This window comes from Agrobacterium rubi TR3 = NBRC 13261 (genome assembly GCF_000739935.1).
Taxonomy (GTDB): Bacteria; Pseudomonadota; Alphaproteobacteria; order Rhizobiales; family Rhizobiaceae; genus Agrobacterium; species Agrobacterium rubi.
On record NZ_BBJU01000014.1, the window covers coordinates 71,013 to 88,625 of the forward strand.

The following is a 17,613-nucleotide window of genomic DNA, read 5'->3' on the forward strand; positions in this document are numbered from 1 at the left end:
TCAGATGTCCTCGTTCCGCTTGATGTCGCCCATCCGGTTCCAGGCATCGAGACCGGCAATCTTGTAGGCCTCCGCAAGGGTCGGATAGTTGAAGGTGTTTTCGACAAAATACTCGACCGTGCCTTTAAGGTTGAGAACCGCCTGTCCGATATGGACGAGTTCGGTTGCCCCTTCACCAACAATGTGAACGCCCAGCAGCCTTCGTGTTTTCAGCGAGAAGATCAGCTTCAACAGGCCGGTGTCTAGCCCCATGATATGGCCGCGTGAAGTCTCACGGAAGCGGGCGATACCGCATTCGTAGGCTATACCGCGCTCCTTCATTTCTTCTTCGGTCAGGCCGCAGGTGGAGATTTCCGGTACGGCATAGATGCCGTAGGGGAAATATTTCTGCGGCTCCATGCCGATGGCACCGACGGCGACGCGCGCCGCGATCCGTCCCTGCTCCATGGACGTAGAAGCGAGGCTTGGAAAGCCGATGACATCGCCTGCCGCAAAGATGCCGGGCACCGACGTCTCGAAGGTTTCGGGGTTGACCGTCAGGCGGCCGCGATTGTCCGCACTCAGGCCCGCTGCGGCGAGGTTGAGAGTATCCGTGGCACCCATGCGGCCAGCGGCAAACAACACCATTTCCGTGGTCAGCGTGCGGCCGCTATCCAGCGTCAGCATGACCTTGCCTTCCGGCGTATGCTCGACCTTGTCGGCCTTCTGGCCCAGCAGCAGCTTCATGTTGCGGTCGCGCAGCTGATAGGTGAAGTCCTCGACGATTTCCTTGTCAATGAAATCCAGCATCGTCGGCTTCGGATCGATGATCGTAACAGCCGTATCCAGCGCGCTGAAGATCGTGGCATATTCGATGCCGATGACACCGGCGCCAATGACAACCATGGAGCGTGGCAGCTTTTGCAGTTCCAGAATCTCGTCGCTGTCGATAACCGTCTTGCCATTGAAGGGCATATAATCCGGGCGGAAGGGGCGTGTGCCCACCGCCAGCAAGATGCTCTTACCCTTGACCAGAACGACCTCGCCATCATCCTTGGCGATTTCCATCGTGTCAGATGTGACGAAGGCTGCCTTGCCGCGAATATGGGTGACGCGGTTGCGAGCGAATTGGTGCTCCAGCACTTCGACTTCATGATCGAGCGTGATCAGCAGGCGGCGGCGCAGGTCTTCGGCGCTGATTTCCTGCTTGACCCGATAGGAACGGCCATAAAAACCGCGTTCGCGCCAGCCGGAAAGATTGAGCGCCGTCTCGCGCATCGTCTTGGAGGGAATGGTGCCGGTGTGAACCGAGACGCCGCCGACACGGCTGCCTTTTTCGATGACCAGGACTGTTTTATCCAGCTTTGCGGCCTGGATGGCAGCGCGTCTGCCTGCGGGACCGCTACCGACAACAACAAGATCATATTGGATCATCAAGAAAACCCCGGGACAGAAATTCGATGGCCGGACTGAATGTTTCCAGCGCGGAGGCGTCGCTGCTCGGAAAAGCCTGATGCCATCCTGATACGGAATTGATTCCCGCGTCGCCGCACCAAGAGTGCAATGCAACAAATGCCCGCGTCAATCTGTAGCGGAAGAATCTGACGGATTCGTAACCAACGCAGCAAAAGGCATAAAATGAGGCCGGTTTAATTTCCAACTGTTGCCGGTGCGCCAGTTAGGGCTGATCGTTGCCGTTTTCCCGGCGCAGGTGGAGCTTTGCGATGTCTTCGCGCAGCAGGGCAAGCTCTGCCAGGACCTTGCCGTCGATCTTTTCATGCAAAGACAAGACTTCGAGTTCGGCCTTGAGATTGACCTCGTAATCCTTGGCCGCTTCGAACCGGTCACGCATGCCCTGCCGGTTCTGCGACATCATAATGATAGGTGCCTGAATGGCGGCCAGCATGGACAGGATAAGATTGAGAAAAACGAAGGGGTAGGGGTCGAAAGCCTGGCTTGTCAGCACCACGGTGTTGATGATGGCCCAGACCACCAGAAACACCATGAAGCTGATGATGAAGCCCCAGGAACCGCCAACCCGCGCTATGCCATCCGCCAATCGCTCCCCGAGCGACGAGTCTTTCGAAAATGCCGCATTGGTGTCTGTGGAAATGAGCTTTCTCTGGTGGGTGACATCCAGAATGCGCCGCTCTACCTCGCCGATCTCCCTAGAGGAACGCTTGAAATGCGAGGCGATGTAATCGGTAACAGCAGGCATCTCGGTCTCCAGTCAGGTTCATAAAAGCGGGGAATAACGGGTTCGGTACTCCTGACGGGATAGACCCGAGCACTGCCGAATTCAAATGAATTCAATGACAGGTTTTGGAAGGCGTACGCTGTTTTTGCAGAGAGTTTAACGGCCTGCGTTGCGTGACGCGGGAAGCCACGGTAAATGAGAAGCATGAGCCAGATACACACCAATCCCAATATCTTGCGAATTGCCGTCGGGCAGTTCAACCCCACCGTCGGCGATGTCTCGGGCAACCTTGCCTTGGCCCGCCAAGCACGCGCCGATGCCGCTTCGCAAGGGGCTGATCTGCTGCTTTTGTCAGAACTTTTCATCTCCGGCTACCCGCCGGAAGACTTGGTCCTGAAGCCATCCTTTCTGAAGTCTTGCCTGAAGGCGGTGGAAGAACTGGCCGCGGAAACGGCGGATGGCGGGCCGGGCGTGATCATCGGCTTCCCGCGTCAAGGTGACACGGGGCGGCATAATTCCGTGGCGCTGCTGGATGGCGGCAAAATACTGGCTTTGCGCGACAAGGTCGATCTGCCAAACTATGGCGAGTTCGACGAGAAGCGTGTTTTCTCCGAAGGCTCTATTTCCGGTCCCTACAATTTCCGGGGCGTTCGCATCGGCATTCCGATCTGCGAGGAAATCTGGAACGACCTTGGCGTCTGCGAAACGCTGGCCGAAAGCGGCGCTGAAATTCTGCTGGTGCCTAATGGCTCGCCCTATTATCGCGGCAAGGTGGATGTGCGCCATCAGGTGGCCTTGCGACAGGTCATCGAAAGCGGCTTGCCGCTCGTCTTCGTCAACCAGGTCGGTGGGCAGGATGAGCTTGTGTTCGATGGCGCGAGCTTCGCCTTCAACGCGGACAAGACGCTAGCCTTCCAGATGAGCCAGTTTGAATCGACGCTTTCTGTCACGGACTGGAAGCGTACCGAACAGGGTTGGCATTGCAGCGAAGGACCGTTCTCGCAGATACCCGAGGGCGAGGAGGCTGATTACCGCGCCTGCATGCTGGGCTTCCGCGATTACGTCAACAAGAACGGTTTCAAAAGCGTGGTGTTGGGTCTTTCCGGCGGTATTGATTCGGCCATCTGCGCAGCCATTGCGGTGGATGCGCTGGGTGAGGAGCGGGTGCGCTGCATCATGCTGCCCTATCGCTACACATCAGAGGATTCGTTCAAGGATGCGGCGGATTGCGCGAAAGCGCTGGGCTGCCGCTATGATATCGTGCCGATTGCCGATCCGGTCGATGGCTTCCTGTCTTCGTTGGCGGAACTGTTCGAAGGCACGGAAGAGGGCATCACCGAAGAGAACCTTCAGAGCCGCGCGCGCGGCACCATTCTCATGGCCGTTTCCAACAAGTTCGGCTCCATGGTCGTGACGACGGGCAACAAGTCCGAGATGTCGGTGGGTTATGCCACGCTGTACGGCGATATGAATGGCGGCTTTAACCCGATCAAAGACCTTTACAAGATGCAGGTCTACGCCATCTCCGCCTGGAGAAACAGCCACGTGCCACCAACGGCGCTTGGCCCTTCCGGCGAGGTCATTCCAGCCAACATCATCTCCAAAGCGCCATCGGCGGAATTGCGCCCCAACCAGACCGATCAGGATTCGCTACCGCCTTATCCGGTGCTGGACGATATTCTGGAGTGCCTGGTGGAGCAGGAAATGTCAGTGGAAGATATCGTCGCACGTGGCCACGACATCGCAACCGTCCATCGCATCGAGCATCTGCTCTATCTAGCAGAATACAAACGCCGCCAATCCGCGCCGGGCGTGAAGATCACGAAGAAGAATTTTGGTCGTGATCGGCGCTACCCGATTACTAACCGCTTCAGGGATCGATGATGTGACCGAAAAGCTTCGCAGTTCCGTTGAAATCTTCAACATCCGCACACGGAAAAACCGGGTGGTCTGGCAGACGTCCGAACTGTTCGAAGCGCCCAACTGGTCGCCGGATGGTACGTATCTTTTGCTGAACAGCGAGGGGTTGCTCTACCGCCTGTCACTGACTGGTGATGCGGCAATCGAAAAGGTCAATACGGGCTTTGCCAGCGAGTGCAACAACGACCACGGCATTTCGCCGGATGGTTCGCTTTATGCCATTTCCGACAAGGTGGAGTTCGGCAAAAGCACGATTTACCTGCTACCCGCCAGCGGCGGTACGCCGAGGTTGATGACGCATAATCTGCCGTCCTACTGGCATGGCTGGTGTCCCGATGGCAAAAGCTTTGCCTATTGCGGCATCCGCGATCAGGTCTTCGATATCTATTCGATGGACGTGGAGACAGCGACGGAGACACGGCTGACCCACGGCGAGGGGCGCAATGACGGGCCCGACTATTCGGCGGATGGGCAGTGGATTTATTTCAACTCCAGCCGTACAGGGTTGATGCAGATCTGGCGCGTGCGTGTGGATGGATCAGCGGTCGAGCGCGTGACGGACAGCCAATATGGCGACTGGTTTCCGCATCCGTCACCGAGAGGTGACAAAGTGGTTTTCGTTTCCTACGACGCTGACGTGTTCGATCATCCCCGCGATCTTAGTGTCCGTGTACGGCTGATGGATGTGGATGGAAGCAATGTGGAGACGCTTTTCGAACTCTTCGGCGGGCAGGGAACGATGAATTCTCCCAATTGGTCACCAGGTGGTGATGAGTTCGCCTATGTCAGATACTTTCCCGAATAGAGTTCTAAAAGCACAAAAAAAGCCCGACTGGAGAAATCTCCCGTCGGGCCCGATATCGGTCAATCCATGGTTCTTAGAACACTGCGAGATACTTCAGCAGGGAAATAATACCGATGATGATTACGATGACCTGTGCGATCTGCTTCGCGCTGCCGCCAACGGGCAGGCGGTTGATCAGCCAAAGAATGAGTACGATGACCAGAAATGTGATCAGAATACTTACGAGTGCGCCTGTAGCCATATGTCCCAGCTCCTAGTTATAAATCTGTAACGGTCGATCACCGTTCCGTGAGTAAAAGCACAAACGGGTATTTTGGTTCCATTGTGCAAAATGTAATTTCTGAAAATTCGAAATTAAGGAAATGGGCGTGAGCGAAGTCAGGGTAAAGAAGCGCGAGACCGGTGCTACCGCAACATTGGGGCGCAACGGTCACCCGCAGATCGCGACGCCGACCGGCGGTGCACTCGCCGTCGTCACGGCTGCGTCCGAGCCCGGTTTCAATCCGCTCGACCTGCTCTACTCCTCGCTCGCCGCCTGTCTGGTGCTGAGCGCTCGCATCGCGGCCAGCCGCATGGGGGTGCTAGACCGTTTCGAAAGCGTTGAGGCGCGGGTGACTGGCGAGAAGTCCGAGGGCGAGCCCGCGCGGATCACGCATTTCGAGATGCGTCTTAACATTACTGGCAATTTCGATGCGCAGATGAAACAGGCTATCGCCCATCAGGCCGAAGAGATTTGCACCGTCAGCAACACGCTGCGTAGTGACGCCGCGTTCAATCTCTCCGTCGAATAATCAGCGCTGTGCCTTTTCCCATTTGCGGATCAAGCGATCGCGCTTGAGTTTCGACAGGCGCTTGAGCCAGAATATACCGTTCAACTGGTCGATCTCGTGCTGGATGCAGATGGCGTGAAAACCCTCCGCCTGCTCTTCGCGCCACTGGCCGGAGACATCCTGAAAACGCAGCGCCACCTTGGAGGGGCGATCCACCTCTTCGGTGAAGCCCGGCATGGATACGCTGCCTTCCATGTGGCGCATGGTTTCATCAGACGTCTCCAGAATCTCTGGATTGACATAGGTCCTGACATCACCAGGTTTCAGCTCCAGCACGAAGAGGCGTTGCAGCACGCCAATATGCGCGGCGGTAATACCGACGCCGGGGGCGGCGCGCATCGTTTCCAGCAAATCCTGTGCAAGCTGCGCCAGTTCAGCCCCGAACTCAGTCACGGGCTCGCAATAGGAGCCAAGCGCCGGATGCGGGTAGAACACGATAGAACGAGTTGGCATGGGACGTTCCATTTATTCTATTCGGCTGCAAGCGAGCTCTTGAGCAGGATTTGGGAGGCAGATGAAGCAAGGGACGATGCCTCATCCGTCAGTTCCACCCATGTTCGCTGCGTGCGCGCATCGCGCTTGACGATGGTCAGCATCCGACCAGACAGCGCGTTGATTTCCCGCAGCACCAGCGCGTGCGCAATGCCGAGCTTGTTGGAAAGACTGCGGCTGTCATTGCCGATGCCGAGGTGGACCGCTGCAATGAGCGCGGCCCCGGTGGCGTCGAGCGCAACCGGGGCCGTTTGGCTGATCTGTTCCGCAACGGCCAGAAAGCGCGCAGCGGATTGATCGTCATTCATCAGGCGGCCTCTACCTCTGTCCGCAGGCGAACCGAGACAAGAACGGATTTCGATGTCGGCGTGAAGCTGCCTTCGCCATAGCTGTGCAGCGGCACGAGAACGTTCAGCTCCGGGTAATAGCCACCGACGCTGCCTTCTGGAATATTGTAGGGAACGAGGCGGAAGTTTTCGGCCATGCGCTCGACGCCATCGCCATATTCGCCGATGACATCAACGCGCTGCTTGGCATGCGCACCCAGCTTTTCCATGTCCTTCGGGTTCATGAAAATCACCTGACGCTCGCCATAGACGCCGCGATAGCGGTCGTCCATGCCGTAGATCGTGGTGTTGTATTGATCGTGGCTGCGGAAGGTCTGCAGAACAAAGATGCCAGTTTTGGAAAGTGCTTCCTGATGGTCGGTCTTTTCAGGCAGGGCGCCGGTAAAGAAGGTGGCCTTCTTGGCAGGCGTATTCCATTCGCGTTCTGCCGCCGCGTTGCGCAGATGGAAGCCGCGCGGCACGCGCACACGCTCGTTAAACTCATGGAAGCCCGGCAGAACGCGCGAGATCATGTCGCGTATCAGGTCGTAATCGTCGGCCAGCTTCGCCCACTGAACGCGCTCGTTGCCGAGCGTCGCTGCTGCGATACCGGCGATGATGGCGACTTCCGAGCGCAGTTCCGGCGACGCAGGTTCGTTGATGCCGCCGGAGCCGTGCACCATGCTCATGGAATCTTCCACGGTCACGATCTGCGACTTGCCCTGCGAGTTGCGGTCGATTTCGGTACGGCCAAGGCAGGGCAGGATGAAGGACGTTTCGCCCGGCACCAGATGCGAGTGGTTGAGCTTGGTGGCGATGTTGACAGTCAATTTCTGCTTTTCGAACGCCTTGATGATCAGCGGGCTGTCCGGTGTGGCGCGCAGGAAGTTACCGCCAAGCGCGATGAAGGCCTGCGCCTTGCCGTCCAGCATGGCGCTGATGGCTTCGACAGTGTTGTGGCCACGGTTGCGCGGCATCGGCACACCGAGTTCCTTTTCCAGCGCATCGAGCAGGGCAGGCGGGGCCTTCTCGTCGATACCAACTGTGCGGTCGCCCTGCACGTTGGAGTGACCACGCACGGGGCAGAGACCCGCACCGGGACGACCGATATTGCCGCGCAGCAGCATGAAGTTGGTGATTTCTCGGATCGTGATCACCGAGTGCTTGTGCTGGGTAATGCCCATCGCCCAGGTCGCAATCACGGCATTCGACGCCATGTAGATGCCAGCGGCTTCTTCGATCTGCTCGCGGGTCAGGCCGGACTGGTCGAGGATTTCTTCCCAACTCGTGGCCTCTACGGCAGCTTTGTAAGCGTCAAACTCCACCGCATGTTCGGCAAGGAAATCATAGTCGATGATCGCAGGCTTGCCAGCGGCGCGGGCTGCGTCGTCTGCCGCAAACACGGCCTTGCTCATGCCGCGCACCGCGGCCATGTCGCCGCCCTGACGTGGCTGGTAATAGTTGGTGGCAATCTTGGTGTTGCCGCCAGTGATCATTTCGATCTTGTCCTGCGGATCGGTGAAGCGCTCCAGACCCTTTTCGCGGATCGGGTTGAAGACCGCGATGCGCGCGCCACGAATGGCGGCACGGCGCAAGTCACCCAGCATGCGCGGATGGTTGGTGCCGGGGTTCTGTCCGATGACGAAAATGGCATCCGCCTTCTCGAAGTCTTCCAACAGAACCGTGCCCTTGCCGACGCCGACGGAGGCCTTGAGGCCAACGCCGCTGGCTTCGTGGCACATGTTGGAACAGTCAGGGAAATTGTTGGTGCCGTAGAGACGAACCATCAACTGGTAGATGAAGGCTGCCTCGTTGGAAGCGCGACCTGAGGTGTAGAACTCGGCGCGATCAGGGCTGTCGAGGCTCTTCAGAACGCCGCCGATTTCAGCAAAGGCATCGTCCCAGGAAACGGGCAGGTATTTGTCGGTGGCGCGGTCGTAGCGCAACGGGTCCGTCAGGCGGCCCTGCTTTTCGAGGCTGTAATCCGACCATGTGCGGAGCTCGGAAACCGTGTGACTGGCAAAAAAGTCCGGTGGAACGCGCGCTTCGGTCGCTTCCCATGCCACGGCCTTCACGCCGTTTTCGCAGAACTCGAAGGAGGAGCCATGCTCCGGGTCGCCCCATGCGCAGCCGGGACAATCGAAACCATCCGGCTGATTGGCCTTTAGCAGGGTTCTGGCACCGGAAATCGGAGCACCCGATTCCAGCAGGCGCTTGCCCACGCTCTTGAGTGCGCCCCAGCCGCCAGCCGCGCTGGAAGCCTTTCCGATGAAATCCATTTTGCCCATTATAAGGTCTCTTTCTGATTAATTTTTTGGCCACTCGGTCCGGGTGCCAACCCGGGCGATTTTTGATGCAGCCTTTTGCCCCAGATTCCCGCATAACGGCCATATGTCAACTCGTAACTGCGGGACTGTCCCAATCACGCGATCAATTCGCTGAGACTGTTTCGCAACCGTTAACGCGAAGGGGGTAGGCTCCATCGGATTGCACATGAAACTGCAACGCCTTTTCTCCTATCCCGTTGTTGACATTGTGCTTTTAAAAGCCATTCTCCTGCGCTTTGGCGAAGCAGGCAGTTTACCGGATAAAGGGGCGTAATTTGACGCAAGCGGACGACCATCATTCCCTGCCGGAAGACGCCAAGAGACCCGAGATCATGGCGGATATCTATTCCGAGGATGGGTCGATTCGGTCCGATTTCCTCGCGATGGTCGGCGCTGCCATTGCCGACCGGGATGTCCTGTTCCTGCGGCAAAACGTGGCCCGTCTGCACGAATCCGAGCTGGGTGACCTGCTCGAATCCATCCAGTCGGACCAGCGCCACGCCATGGTGCGTCTGCTGGGTTCCGACTTCGACATGACGGCACTGACCGAGGTGGATGAAGCGATCCGCCTCGACATCGTCGAGCAGATGCCGAACGACCAGATCGCCGCCGGTATCGGCGAGATGGATTCGGACGACGCTGTCTACATTCTCGAAGACATGGACCGCGAAGACCGCGAAGACATTCTTGCGCAGATGCCGTTTACCGAGCGTGTGCGGCTGCTGCGCGCGCTGGATTACCCCGAAAGCTCGGCTGGTCGTCGCATGCAGACGGAATTCGTGGCGGTGCCGCCGTTCTGGACCGTCGGCCAGACCATCGATTACATGCGTGAAGAGGAAGAACTACCGGAATCCTTTTCGCAAATCTTCGTCGTCGATCCCACCTTCAAGCTGGTCGGCACTCTCGATCTCGACCGGTTGCTGCGCTCAAAGCGGCTGGTGAAGGTCGAATCGATCATGCACGAGACCAACCATCCGATTGCCGCCGAGATGGACCAGGAAGAGGCGGCTCAGCTTTTCGAGCAGTACGACTTGCTGTCAGCAGCTGTCGTGGATGACAATGGTCGTCTGGTCGGTGTTCTCACCATCGATGACGTGGTTGATGTCATGCAGGAAGAGGCGGAGGAAGACTTGCTGCGCCTTGGCGGTGTGGGTGACGAAGAGCTCTCCGACTCCATCGCGGTCACATCCCGCTCACGCGTGCCATGGCTGGCCGTAAACCTGATCACCGCCTTCATGGCCGCTTCCGTCATCGGTCTCTTCGATGCGACGATCGAGCAGATCGTAGCCCTTGCTGTTTTGATGCCGATCGTAGCGGGCATGGGCGGCAATGCTGGCTCGCAGACCATGACCGTCTCCGTGCGGGCATTGGCGACCAAAAACCTCGATATTCACAATGCATCCCGCATCATTCGGCGTGAGGCAGGTGTCGGTCTCTTGAACGGCGCACTGTTCGGCTGCGCCATCGGTATCATTGCCGGTCTATGGTTCGATGACGTCAATCTGGGCGGCATTATCGCCACTGCCATGCTCATCAACATGTTCGCCGCAGCCATTGCGGGCATCATCATTCCATTGCTGCTGGACAAGTTCGGAGCCGACCCCGCCGTGTCCTCCGCAGTCTTCGTCACCGCCGTTACCGACATCGTCGGTTTCTTCTCGTTTCTGGGACTTGCGACCTGGTGGTTCGGTGTCTCAGGCTGAATGCTGAAAATTGACTTTTACGTGAAGGTCAATCATAGTGATTTCAAAGAAGGAGAGTGGTGAGGCCTGTTGCGCTTCGTCATTCTATCTTGTTGTTTGAGCAACGGATATTCCGAAAGCCGTCTGTCATTTTCGGTCCTGTGCTCCAGAATCGGATGAAGCCTTGAACAAGTATTATAGCATCACGGAATTGACACGCGAATTCGGGGTCTCCACCCGTACCCTTCGTTTTTACGAAGACGAAGGCCTCATTCACCCTGAACGCCGTGGCCGCACACGATTGTTTCGCATGGCAGACCGCAGGCTCATTCAAGAAATCCTACGCGGTCGCCGTATCGGCTTCACCATCGCTGAGATTCGCGAAATCATTCAGGTCTATAAGGAGCCGCCTGGTGAATCCGGGCAGCTCGAGCTTCTGATGAAGAAGGTGGACGAAAAGCGTGCCGACTTGCGCCAGAAGCGCAAGGACATCGAGGAAACGCTTCTGGAACTCGATAATGTCGAGGAAGCCTGCCTCACGCGGCTTGCCGAAATCGGCGTTGGTACCTGATCTTCGACTATTGCGTTTCGCGGGAACATTGCGCGGCAATCTCGCCGATCTTCGATTGCTGTTCCGGCACGAGACTGTTGGCCATCATCGGGTCGAACAAGTTTTCCGCGTGAAGTTTCACCAGCGTGCAACCACAGAAGCTCTGGCATAGTTCCAATCCATTTTGCTGCTGCACACAGCTGTTCTCGCAGCTCTTCTTGTAGGCCTCGACTTGATCAATAGGCGCGGGCGGCACGATGAGCGATGCGAGGTAGACGATGCCGATCAGGACTGGTTGGTGCACGAGGTAGACAACCAAGCTGTGGCGACCCAGAAACGCCAGCACGTTGCGTTTGCCACTGTCTCGTCTGAAGAGATCCAGCCAGCCGCGTGGTGTCACGATTTTGGATACTGCCAGTCCCAACAAGAGTGGCGCCAGAAACGGTAACAGCGGCACGTAGTCGTTGGAGCGTTGAGGCATGGTCGACAGCCCGATCCAGGATAGCCAGATGGGGTTGAACGCGTCCGAGCTCAGATAACTTGGCGCCAGAAATGCTGCGACTGCGACAAGCGCTGTGACGATTACGGGAAGCCGCAGGAACAGGAGCCCGATGAGGCTCGCGGCTGCGATGTTGTGGAGAATGCCAAAGAATATCCAACCATCCGGCACCGCAAAGAAGGTTGCGACGGAAATCAGAAGTGCCGCGCCTGCGACCATCGCGAAACGCTTGCCGAAAGATGGCCAGTTGATGCGGCTTTGATGGGCGAGATAGAGGCTGAAACCTGCAAGAAACAGGAACGAGCTTGCGATACCGCGTGCGTAAAGCCGCCACCAGCCTTGCGTCGCCGTGCCGGGATCGAGATAGGCGAACATCTCCAGATCCCAGGTGAAGTGGTAACTGGCCATGGCGATGAGCGCGATTCCGCGCAGCGTGTCTAATGCGCCGATGCGGCCTTTCTGCCTTGTTTCCGCTGCAACTACCGGAACGTCACTCATTCATCCGTCCTTTGGCAACGGTTATGGTCTGTAGGCCGCGCTTCGCCTGTGAAGTGCGGCGATTTCATGGCGTTTGGAAATCATCCATGATGGCGCGGCGCGCCTCTGAGAAATATTGCCGGCGCAGAAGGGCCACGGTGATGATGACGGTGGATGCGATAAACACGTAGGGGCTGATAAACCAGCCGAGATAACCGATGGACAAAAAGATGGTTCTGAGACCGTCGTTGAAATTCTTGGCGGCGATGATGTTCATGCGGATGACGTTTTCAGCCGCGTGTTCTGCCGCCTGCCTGTTTGCATTCGCCTCATGCAGCATCGGCATGGCGCCGAACAGAATGGTGCAATAGTTGAACAGGCGATAGGACCAGCCGAACTTGAAAAAGGCATAGCCGAACAGGCTGGTCAGCCCTATGACCTTTATTTCAAACGCGGTGCGCCCCCCATATTGCACGAAGGGCATATCTCGAAAGACCGATTCCACCCGGTCTGTCGCGCCCAGAAGCGCAAAGCACCCACCGATGGCAAAAATGGAGGTGGAGGCGAAAAAGGCGGTTCCGTTTTGCAGACCGGCCATGATCTGCGTATCGATCATCTTCAGATCGCGCGTCAGGGAATTGTAAATCCACTTGCGCCGTCGCTCTGCCATGGCCTGATTGAGACTGAGGCGCAGGAACGGCGTCTTCGAGGTCGTGACGTAGGTATAAGATGCCCACAGAACCACGAAAACGATAAGGGCGACATAATCCATAGACGTCATGACGGCAGTTTTTCCTTTGCGCCAACGTGTAGCGAATCTCCCGGTGCAATATTGATGCGATTGAGAGGCAACGCAATCGCGCAAGAAAATTGATCACAGAGCATATTTTGGTCCCGCGCTAACCATCCGGTAACAATATACCGCTATGACTTTGCGTGCACGCCGGATTTGTTTTGCGTACCGGTGCTGCTCTTGTCGTATCGGCATTCAAGACCGCGTTTGCGCCTCGGCGCAACGCGGTTTTTGCATGTCGGAAATTGACAACTGACACCGCCCTCCTTACCTTGATGACGACGATCCGGCGCTTTTCGATCGATCGTGTTTATCGACATGCTGGCATGGTGCCAGCGGGTGGGCAATATCGATAGATCACCGCGACAGCATCGCATGATAGACCGGGAGAACGCCTCCATATCTACGAATCGTTCTCTTTTCATGCAGACGGCTTCAAGGCTTGCGAAACACATCGCATTGGCTGCCGGATCGTCTCTCCTAACGTTTAACGGCGATTCTTATGACTGACGCGTCACGCGCTGTGCTGGTGCTGGGCGGTGCGCGCTCCGGCAAGTCTGCCTTCGCCGAAAATCTGGTTTTGTCAGGCGAGGGGGCAGCGCTTTACATCGCCACTGGTCGTGCCTGGGACGATGAGATGAAGGACCGCATCTCCGACCACCGAGACAGACGTAGTGATGTGTGGACGACGCATGAAGAACCGCTCGCCTTGACCGAGGTGCTGCAGCAACTGGACCGGCCAGAACACACCATCCTCGTTGATTGCCTGACGCTCTGGGTCACAAACCTGATGATGGAGGAGGCGCGCGATGTCGAGGTGGCCTTCGCGCCTCTGGTTCAGCATGCCGCGGTTGCGCGGGCGAAAATTGTTTTCGTCTCCAATGAGGTTGGACTAGGCATTGTGCCGGAGAACCGCATGGCACGGGAATTTCGCGATCATGCTGGGCGGCTGCATCAGAAAATTGCCGCGGTGGCCGCCGAAGTCTATTTTGTTGCAGCGGGATTACCCCTTAAAATGAAGGGGTGAAAACCAGCGCCGATCGTTCCTCGCAAATTCGCCACACACGCCGTGCGATCTGGCGTGCCTGCGTCATGACGAATGCTGCGCAGCGACGCAATTGATCCAGAGCGTGAAACGCATGTCACCTCCCACTCAGATGTTCTTACCGTTTTTATGCTGCGCCCGCAGCTAGCGTCGTTGCGTCCCATACGCGCAGGAAATTGCCGCTGTAGACCTTGTATATCCGCTCCTGCGGCCAGCCGGCGTCAAGCATGGCGCGGGTAAAGTTGCGCAGATCCGCACCGGTTTTCATGCCTGTCGGAATGCTGCTGATGCCGCCATCAAAATCACTACCGAAGGACAGGTGGTTCCAGGCGTCGTCGGTCACGTCCATGCTGGTGATGAGCTGCGCCAGCCTCTCGTAGTAGTTCACCACGAAAGCAATGTCTGCATCACGGTCCGGGCTGCCGTCGGGCAGGCGCGCATCCTTGAGATAATAGGGTGAGAGAATGATGCTGATCGTGCCGCCGGTCTCGACAATGGCCCGAACCGCATCGTTGGAAAATGTCCGCGCCAGGTGTTTTGATCGGGAAACCTGTCCTGCGGTGCTTATGCTGCGCGCGGCTCCATGGGACGCAAGCAGTGGAGCACCGCGCGCCTTGCATATGCCTGCGATCTCAATGACCGCCTCGCTGCGACTATGGGAAACGTCAACCATCAGCCCCAGGTTGATACATCGATGGACGAAACGTCGTCCGAAGGCGGAGAGGCCGCCGCCACGCACGCGTCGCCAGGAGTTCATTGGCTGGAAGCCCGCCTCGCATATGTCCGTATGGCTGAAATGGTTGAGAGTGATGTAGGCACCACCCTGGGCGGCGATTTGCTCAAGTCTTGACAGCCGCAAGGCTTCTGTGCGGCACCCCGATGCGCCGAGAATATGTGCGCCCTCGACAGACAAGATTGCACTTGCGACGCCTTCGTCGCGGGCTCGTCTGACCTCGTCCGGCGAGGCCGTCAAGCGCATGGCGCCCCCACTTTCTGCAGCGATACGTCCGACATAGTCGCGATGATCCCGCCAGTGTTTCCAGGGATCGGCAAAGGGAAGGGAAATGAGATTTTCCCAAAGAGCATGAGCGCTGAAACAGGCGCCGCCGTAGCCGCCTCTGATGAAATCGAGGCCACTGACATGCTCGCAATGCGGACTGTTCTTTCCTTTCGGCGTGATCTTTTTGATAATCTTTATGGACAACGGCTCATGCTTGGTCTTCCAGTCGCCTTTCCAGAAATCATAGCCACCGACGCGGGTGAGGTAGAGCGTATCGAGATGGGTGTCGATGGGGTAGGCTTTGAGATGGACCGTGTCCAGAAGGTCATCATCGGTGACGGAGAGACTGGTACGTTGGAGTGTCATCGCTGTTCCCTGCAGAAAAATGCCCAAACCTGAAACTGAAGGTACAGAACATATAACCCGGAATGATGAACGCAATAATCTTACCAGCTCCCTCGTTTACGGGCGAAACGGCGTCCGCCGCTTTTTGTCCATCAATGGAGACGAACGCTTTCGACACGCCGTTTTGGCATACTTGGTGAGTTTGTGCACGGCAGACATGCGGTGGTAAATTTCCCGTTTTTTCCCTGTCTGTCGCCTTGCCGTTTGACAGCGGTAGTGCCAAAACAAACGCCATAAATGCAAAATGGAGGCATATCCGTGGAACAGGCAGAAATCGGTTTGATCGGTCTTGGCGTAATGGGGTCGAACCTCGCGCTCAACATCGCAGAAAAAGGCAACAAGATTGCTGTTTTCAACCGAACCCCGGAAGTCACGAAGAAATTCTACGCCGATGCAGGCGAGTTGCAGGGCCAGATCATTCCTTGCGAAACCATTGAAGACTTCATTGCCGCCATCCGCCCACCGCGTCCGATTATCATCATGATCAAGGCTGGCGATCCCGTCGATCAGCAGATGGAAATTCTGAAGCCCCATCTCGAAAACGGCGACATCATGATCGACGCCGGTAATGCGAATTTCCGCGATACGATCCGCCGTTTCGACACGCTCAAGGATACTGACCTGACCTTTATCGGCATGGGAGTATCCGGTGGTGAAGAAGGTGCACGTCACGGCCCATCCATCATGGTTGGCGGCACGGAAGAGAGCTGGAAGCGCGTCGAGAAGGTGCTGACCTCCATCTCCGCGAAATACGACAACGACCCATGCGTGGCGTGGCTCGGCAATGATGGCGCAGGCCACTTCGTCAAGACCATCCACAACGGCATCGAATATGCCGACATGCAGATGATTGCCGAAATCTACGGCATTCTGCGCGATGGCTTGAACCTCAGCGCGACCGAGATTGCCGATGTGTTCGCAGAGTGGAACAAGGGTCGGCTCAACTCCTACCTCATCGAAATTACCGAAAAGGTTCTGCGCGCCGCAGACCCGATCACCGGCAAGCCTATGGTCGATCTCATTCTCGACAAGGCTGGTCAGAAGGGCACCGGCAAGTGGTCGGTCATTGAAGCGCAGAACATGGGCGTTGCCGCCACTGCCATCGAAGCTGCCGTTGCCGCCCGCATCCTGTCTTCGCAGAAGACCGAGCGCGAATCTGCCGAAACCATTCTCGGCCTGCCAAAGGCGCTGCCTGCGCCTGCGGATAAAAAGGCTTTCATCGACGATCTGGAAAACGCGCTTCTAGCCGCAAAGATCGGCGCCTATGCGCAGGGCTTTGCCGTGATGGCTGCTGCATCCAAGGAATTCGGCTGGGATCTGCCGATGCCGACAATCGCCCGCATCTGGCGCGCTGGCTGCATCATCCGCTCGCAGTTCCTGGATGAAATCACATCGGCCTTCACCAAAGACCCGCATGTTGCGAACCTGATCGTCACGCCAGCCTTCTCGCAGATGGTGAAGGACACCGACGCTCCACTGCGTCACGTCGTGTCGTATGCCGTTCTCTCCGGCCTGCCGGTTCCCGCACTTGCCTCGGCTCTCGGCTACTTCGATGCCTACCGCCGTGCCCGCGGAAGCGCTAACCTCATTCAGGCGCAGCGCGATTTCTTCGGTGCGCATGGCTTCGAGCGCACCGATGGCGTGGACAAGCCGCATGGCCCATGGGGCAGCGGTCTCGATATTTTCTCGAAGTAAACTCAAAAAGGCCCGTTCCAAGCGGGCCTTTTTTTATGCGGTGCAGCAGCTGACGCGTTAAGGTCAACGGATGGTTAAACAAATGCGGTTAAAGTGATTCCAGTAACGCGTTTGAAGGCTGTTTCAGAGTATGTGGACCAAGCATCACAAGAAAAGACGTTTCGGGCGTCTGGTCGTTCCGGCCATCACGGTCGCCTTTCTGTCCTATTTCGGATATCATTCCATTCACGGCGATTTCGGGCTGGAGGCTGCGGAGCGGCTGGAGCATCAGCGCGTGGCGCGCACAGCCGAGCTTGCAAAGTTGACGAAGACGCGTGTTTCGCTGGAGCGGCAGGTCGAGTTGATGAGCGATGGATCGCTGGAGCGTGACATGATCGATGAAATCTCGCGCTATCAGCTTAATATGTCGCGCGCCGACGAAATCGTCATCATGAACGCCTATTTCTGATTAACCTGATATCGGTTAATCGACTTTTTTAATTTATTCACAGCGACTTAGGCAGAATATGAGCCATGCGTTTATGGCATTGCTGCTTTTCCTTTTCTTGCATATGGTGCGCCCCAATCCAACCATTCTAATGGCAACTCAGG

General features: G+C 57.1%; 17 protein-coding genes. 8 read left to right on the forward strand and 9 right to left on the reverse strand.

Features of this window, described 5'->3' with window-relative positions; genetic code table 11:
• Nucleotides 1-1,413, reverse strand: coding sequence for a Si-specific NAD(P)(+) transhydrogenase (gene sthA / locus RRU01S_RS11465; protein ID WP_045230418.1), 1,413 nt, complete (start codon nucleotides 1,411-1,413; stop codon nucleotides 1-3).
• Nucleotides 1,414-1,657: 244 nt separating this feature from the next.
• The gene (locus RRU01S_RS11470; RefSeq protein WP_045230419.1) at nucleotides 1,658-2,197 is read right to left on the reverse strand and encodes a DUF1003 domain-containing protein; all 540 of its coding nucleotides are present in this window, start codon (nucleotides 2,195-2,197) and stop codon (nucleotides 1,658-1,660) included.
• A 183-nt stretch (nucleotides 2,198-2,380) separates the two neighbouring features.
• On the opposite strand from RRU01S_RS11470, the gene RRU01S_RS11475 reads away from it, so the two are divergent.
• Nucleotides 2,381-4,060, forward strand: coding sequence for an NAD+ synthase (locus RRU01S_RS11475; RefSeq protein ID WP_045230420.1), 1,680 nt, complete (start codon nucleotides 2,381-2,383; stop codon nucleotides 4,058-4,060).
• 1 nt (nucleotide 4,061) lies between these two features.
• Nucleotides 4,062-4,901 carry a TolB family protein gene (locus RRU01S_RS11480; RefSeq protein WP_045230421.1) on the forward strand — a complete coding sequence of 280 codons (840 nt, stop codon included), beginning with the start codon at nucleotides 4,062-4,064 and terminating at the stop codon, nucleotides 4,899-4,901.
• A gap of 73 nt (nucleotides 4,902-4,974) precedes the next feature.
• Here the strand turns inward: RRU01S_RS11480 and RRU01S_RS25825 are convergent, their stop codons facing one another.
• Nucleotides 4,975-5,142, reverse strand: coding sequence for a Thivi_2564 family membrane protein (locus RRU01S_RS25825; RefSeq protein WP_103088505.1), 168 nt, complete (start codon nucleotides 5,140-5,142; stop codon nucleotides 4,975-4,977).
• A gap of 127 nt (nucleotides 5,143-5,269) precedes the next feature.
• On the opposite strand from RRU01S_RS25825, the gene RRU01S_RS11485 reads away from it, so the two are divergent.
• The gene (locus tag RRU01S_RS11485; protein WP_045230615.1) at nucleotides 5,270-5,692 is read left to right on the forward strand and encodes an OsmC family protein; all 423 of its coding nucleotides are present in this window, start codon (nucleotides 5,270-5,272) and stop codon (nucleotides 5,690-5,692) included.
• Here the strand turns inward: RRU01S_RS11485 and RRU01S_RS11490 are convergent, their stop codons facing one another.
• Genes RRU01S_RS11490 through RRU01S_RS11500 form a run of 3 tightly spaced genes read right to left on the reverse strand, consistent with a single transcriptional unit; the run spans nucleotide 5,693 to nucleotide 8,837 of the window.
• The gene (locus RRU01S_RS11490) at nucleotides 5,693-6,184 is read right to left on the reverse strand and encodes a peptide deformylase (RefSeq protein WP_045230616.1); all 492 of its coding nucleotides are present in this window, start codon (nucleotides 6,182-6,184) and stop codon (nucleotides 5,693-5,695) included. It lies immediately after the preceding gene.
• 17 nt (nucleotides 6,185-6,201) lie between these two features.
• Nucleotides 6,202-6,531 carry a hypothetical protein gene (locus RRU01S_RS11495; RefSeq protein WP_045230422.1) on the reverse strand — a complete coding sequence of 110 codons (330 nt, stop codon included), beginning with the start codon at nucleotides 6,529-6,531 and terminating at the stop codon, nucleotides 6,202-6,204.
• The gene (locus RRU01S_RS11500; RefSeq protein ID WP_045230423.1) at nucleotides 6,531-8,837 is read right to left on the reverse strand and encodes an FdhF/YdeP family oxidoreductase; all 2,307 of its coding nucleotides are present in this window, start codon (nucleotides 8,835-8,837) and stop codon (nucleotides 6,531-6,533) included. The genes RRU01S_RS11495 and RRU01S_RS11500 overlap by 1 nt, the downstream gene beginning before the upstream one ends.
• Before the next feature lie 371 nt (nucleotides 8,838-9,208).
• Between RRU01S_RS11500 and mgtE the strand changes: the two genes are divergently transcribed.
• Both mgtE and RRU01S_RS11510 read left to right on the forward strand, forming a co-directional pair.
• Complete coding sequence (gene mgtE / locus RRU01S_RS11505) at nucleotides 9,209-10,579, forward strand: magnesium transporter (protein WP_108722629.1); 1,371 nt, start codon at nucleotides 9,209-9,211, stop codon at nucleotides 10,577-10,579.
• Between the two features lie 163 nt (nucleotides 10,580-10,742).
• Nucleotides 10,743-11,129 carry a MerR family transcriptional regulator gene (locus RRU01S_RS11510; RefSeq protein ID WP_042619552.1) on the forward strand — a complete coding sequence of 129 codons (387 nt, stop codon included), beginning with the start codon at nucleotides 10,743-10,745 and terminating at the stop codon, nucleotides 11,127-11,129.
• Between the two features lie 7 nt (nucleotides 11,130-11,136).
• Here the strand turns inward: RRU01S_RS11510 and RRU01S_RS11515 are convergent, their stop codons facing one another.
• Both RRU01S_RS11515 and RRU01S_RS11520 read right to left on the reverse strand, forming a co-directional pair.
• Complete coding sequence (locus RRU01S_RS11515) at nucleotides 11,137-12,105, reverse strand: heparan-alpha-glucosaminide N-acetyltransferase (protein ID WP_045230424.1); 969 nt, start codon at nucleotides 12,103-12,105, stop codon at nucleotides 11,137-11,139.
• 64 nt (nucleotides 12,106-12,169) lie between these two features.
• A complete protein-coding gene (locus RRU01S_RS11520; RefSeq protein WP_045230425.1) occupies nucleotides 12,170-12,865 on the reverse strand; it encodes a DUF599 domain-containing protein in 696 nt (231 codons plus the stop codon).
• Nucleotides 12,866-13,379: 514 nt separating this feature from the next.
• Between RRU01S_RS11520 and cobU the strand changes: the two genes are divergently transcribed.
• Nucleotides 13,380-13,904, forward strand: coding sequence for a bifunctional adenosylcobinamide kinase/adenosylcobinamide-phosphate guanylyltransferase (gene cobU, locus RRU01S_RS11525; protein ID WP_045230426.1), 525 nt, complete (start codon nucleotides 13,380-13,382; stop codon nucleotides 13,902-13,904).
• A 145-nt stretch (nucleotides 13,905-14,049) separates the two neighbouring features.
• Here cobU and RRU01S_RS11530 read toward each other — a convergent pair whose 3' ends face one another.
• Nucleotides 14,050-15,288, reverse strand: a complete 1,239-nt coding sequence (locus tag RRU01S_RS11530) for a membrane dipeptidase (RefSeq protein WP_045230618.1) — start codon at nucleotides 15,286-15,288, stop codon at nucleotides 14,050-14,052.
• A 297-nt stretch (nucleotides 15,289-15,585) separates the two neighbouring features.
• On the opposite strand from RRU01S_RS11530, the gene gnd reads away from it, so the two are divergent.
• Complete coding sequence (gene gnd, locus RRU01S_RS11535; RefSeq protein WP_045230619.1) at nucleotides 15,586-17,022, forward strand: NADP-dependent phosphogluconate dehydrogenase; 1,437 nt, start codon at nucleotides 15,586-15,588, stop codon at nucleotides 17,020-17,022.
• Between the two features lie 130 nt (nucleotides 17,023-17,152).
• Nucleotides 17,153-17,470: an FtsB family cell division protein gene (locus tag RRU01S_RS11540; protein WP_045230427.1), complete on the forward strand. Its 318-nt coding sequence runs from the start codon at nucleotides 17,153-17,155 to the stop codon at nucleotides 17,468-17,470.
• Nucleotides 17,471-17,613 lie beyond the last annotated feature (143 nt).

Coding starts and splice junctions, on each gene's coding strand:
- sthA (WP_045230418.1), bottom strand. CDS start 1,413: ATGATCCAATATGATCTTGTTGTTGTCGGTAGCGGTCCCGCAGGCAGA.
- RRU01S_RS11470 (WP_045230419.1), bottom strand. CDS start 2,197: ATGCCTGCTGTTACCGATTACATCGCCTCGCATTTCAAGCGTTCCTCT.
- RRU01S_RS11475 (WP_045230420.1), top strand. CDS start 2,381: ATGAGCCAGATACACACCAATCCCAATATCTTGCGAATTGCCGTCGGG.
- RRU01S_RS25825 (WP_103088505.1), bottom strand. CDS start 5,142: ATGGCTACAGGCGCACTCGTAAGTATTCTGATCACATTTCTGGTCATC.
- RRU01S_RS11490 (WP_045230616.1), bottom strand. CDS start 6,184: ATGCCAACTCGTTCTATCGTGTTCTACCCGCATCCGGCGCTTGGCTCC.
- RRU01S_RS11495 (WP_045230422.1), bottom strand. CDS start 6,531: ATGAATGACGATCAATCCGCTGCGCGCTTTCTGGCCGTTGCGGAACAG.
- RRU01S_RS11500 (WP_045230423.1), bottom strand. CDS start 8,837: ATGGGCAAAATGGATTTCATCGGAAAGGCTTCCAGCGCGGCTGGCGGC.
- mgtE (WP_108722629.1), top strand. CDS start 9,209: ATGGCGGATATCTATTCCGAGGATGGGTCGATTCGGTCCGATTTCCTC.
- RRU01S_RS11515 (WP_045230424.1), bottom strand. CDS start 12,105: ATGAGTGACGTTCCGGTAGTTGCAGCGGAAACAAGGCAGAAAGGCCGC.
- RRU01S_RS11520 (WP_045230425.1), bottom strand. CDS start 12,865: ATGACGTCTATGGATTATGTCGCCCTTATCGTTTTCGTGGTTCTGTGG.
- cobU (WP_045230426.1), top strand. CDS start 13,380: ATGACTGACGCGTCACGCGCTGTGCTGGTGCTGGGCGGTGCGCGCTCC.
- RRU01S_RS11530 (WP_045230618.1), bottom strand. CDS start 15,288: ATGACACTCCAACGTACCAGTCTCTCCGTCACCGATGATGACCTTCTG.
- RRU01S_RS11540 (WP_045230427.1), top strand. CDS start 17,153: ATGTGGACCAAGCATCACAAGAAAAGACGTTTCGGGCGTCTGGTCGTT.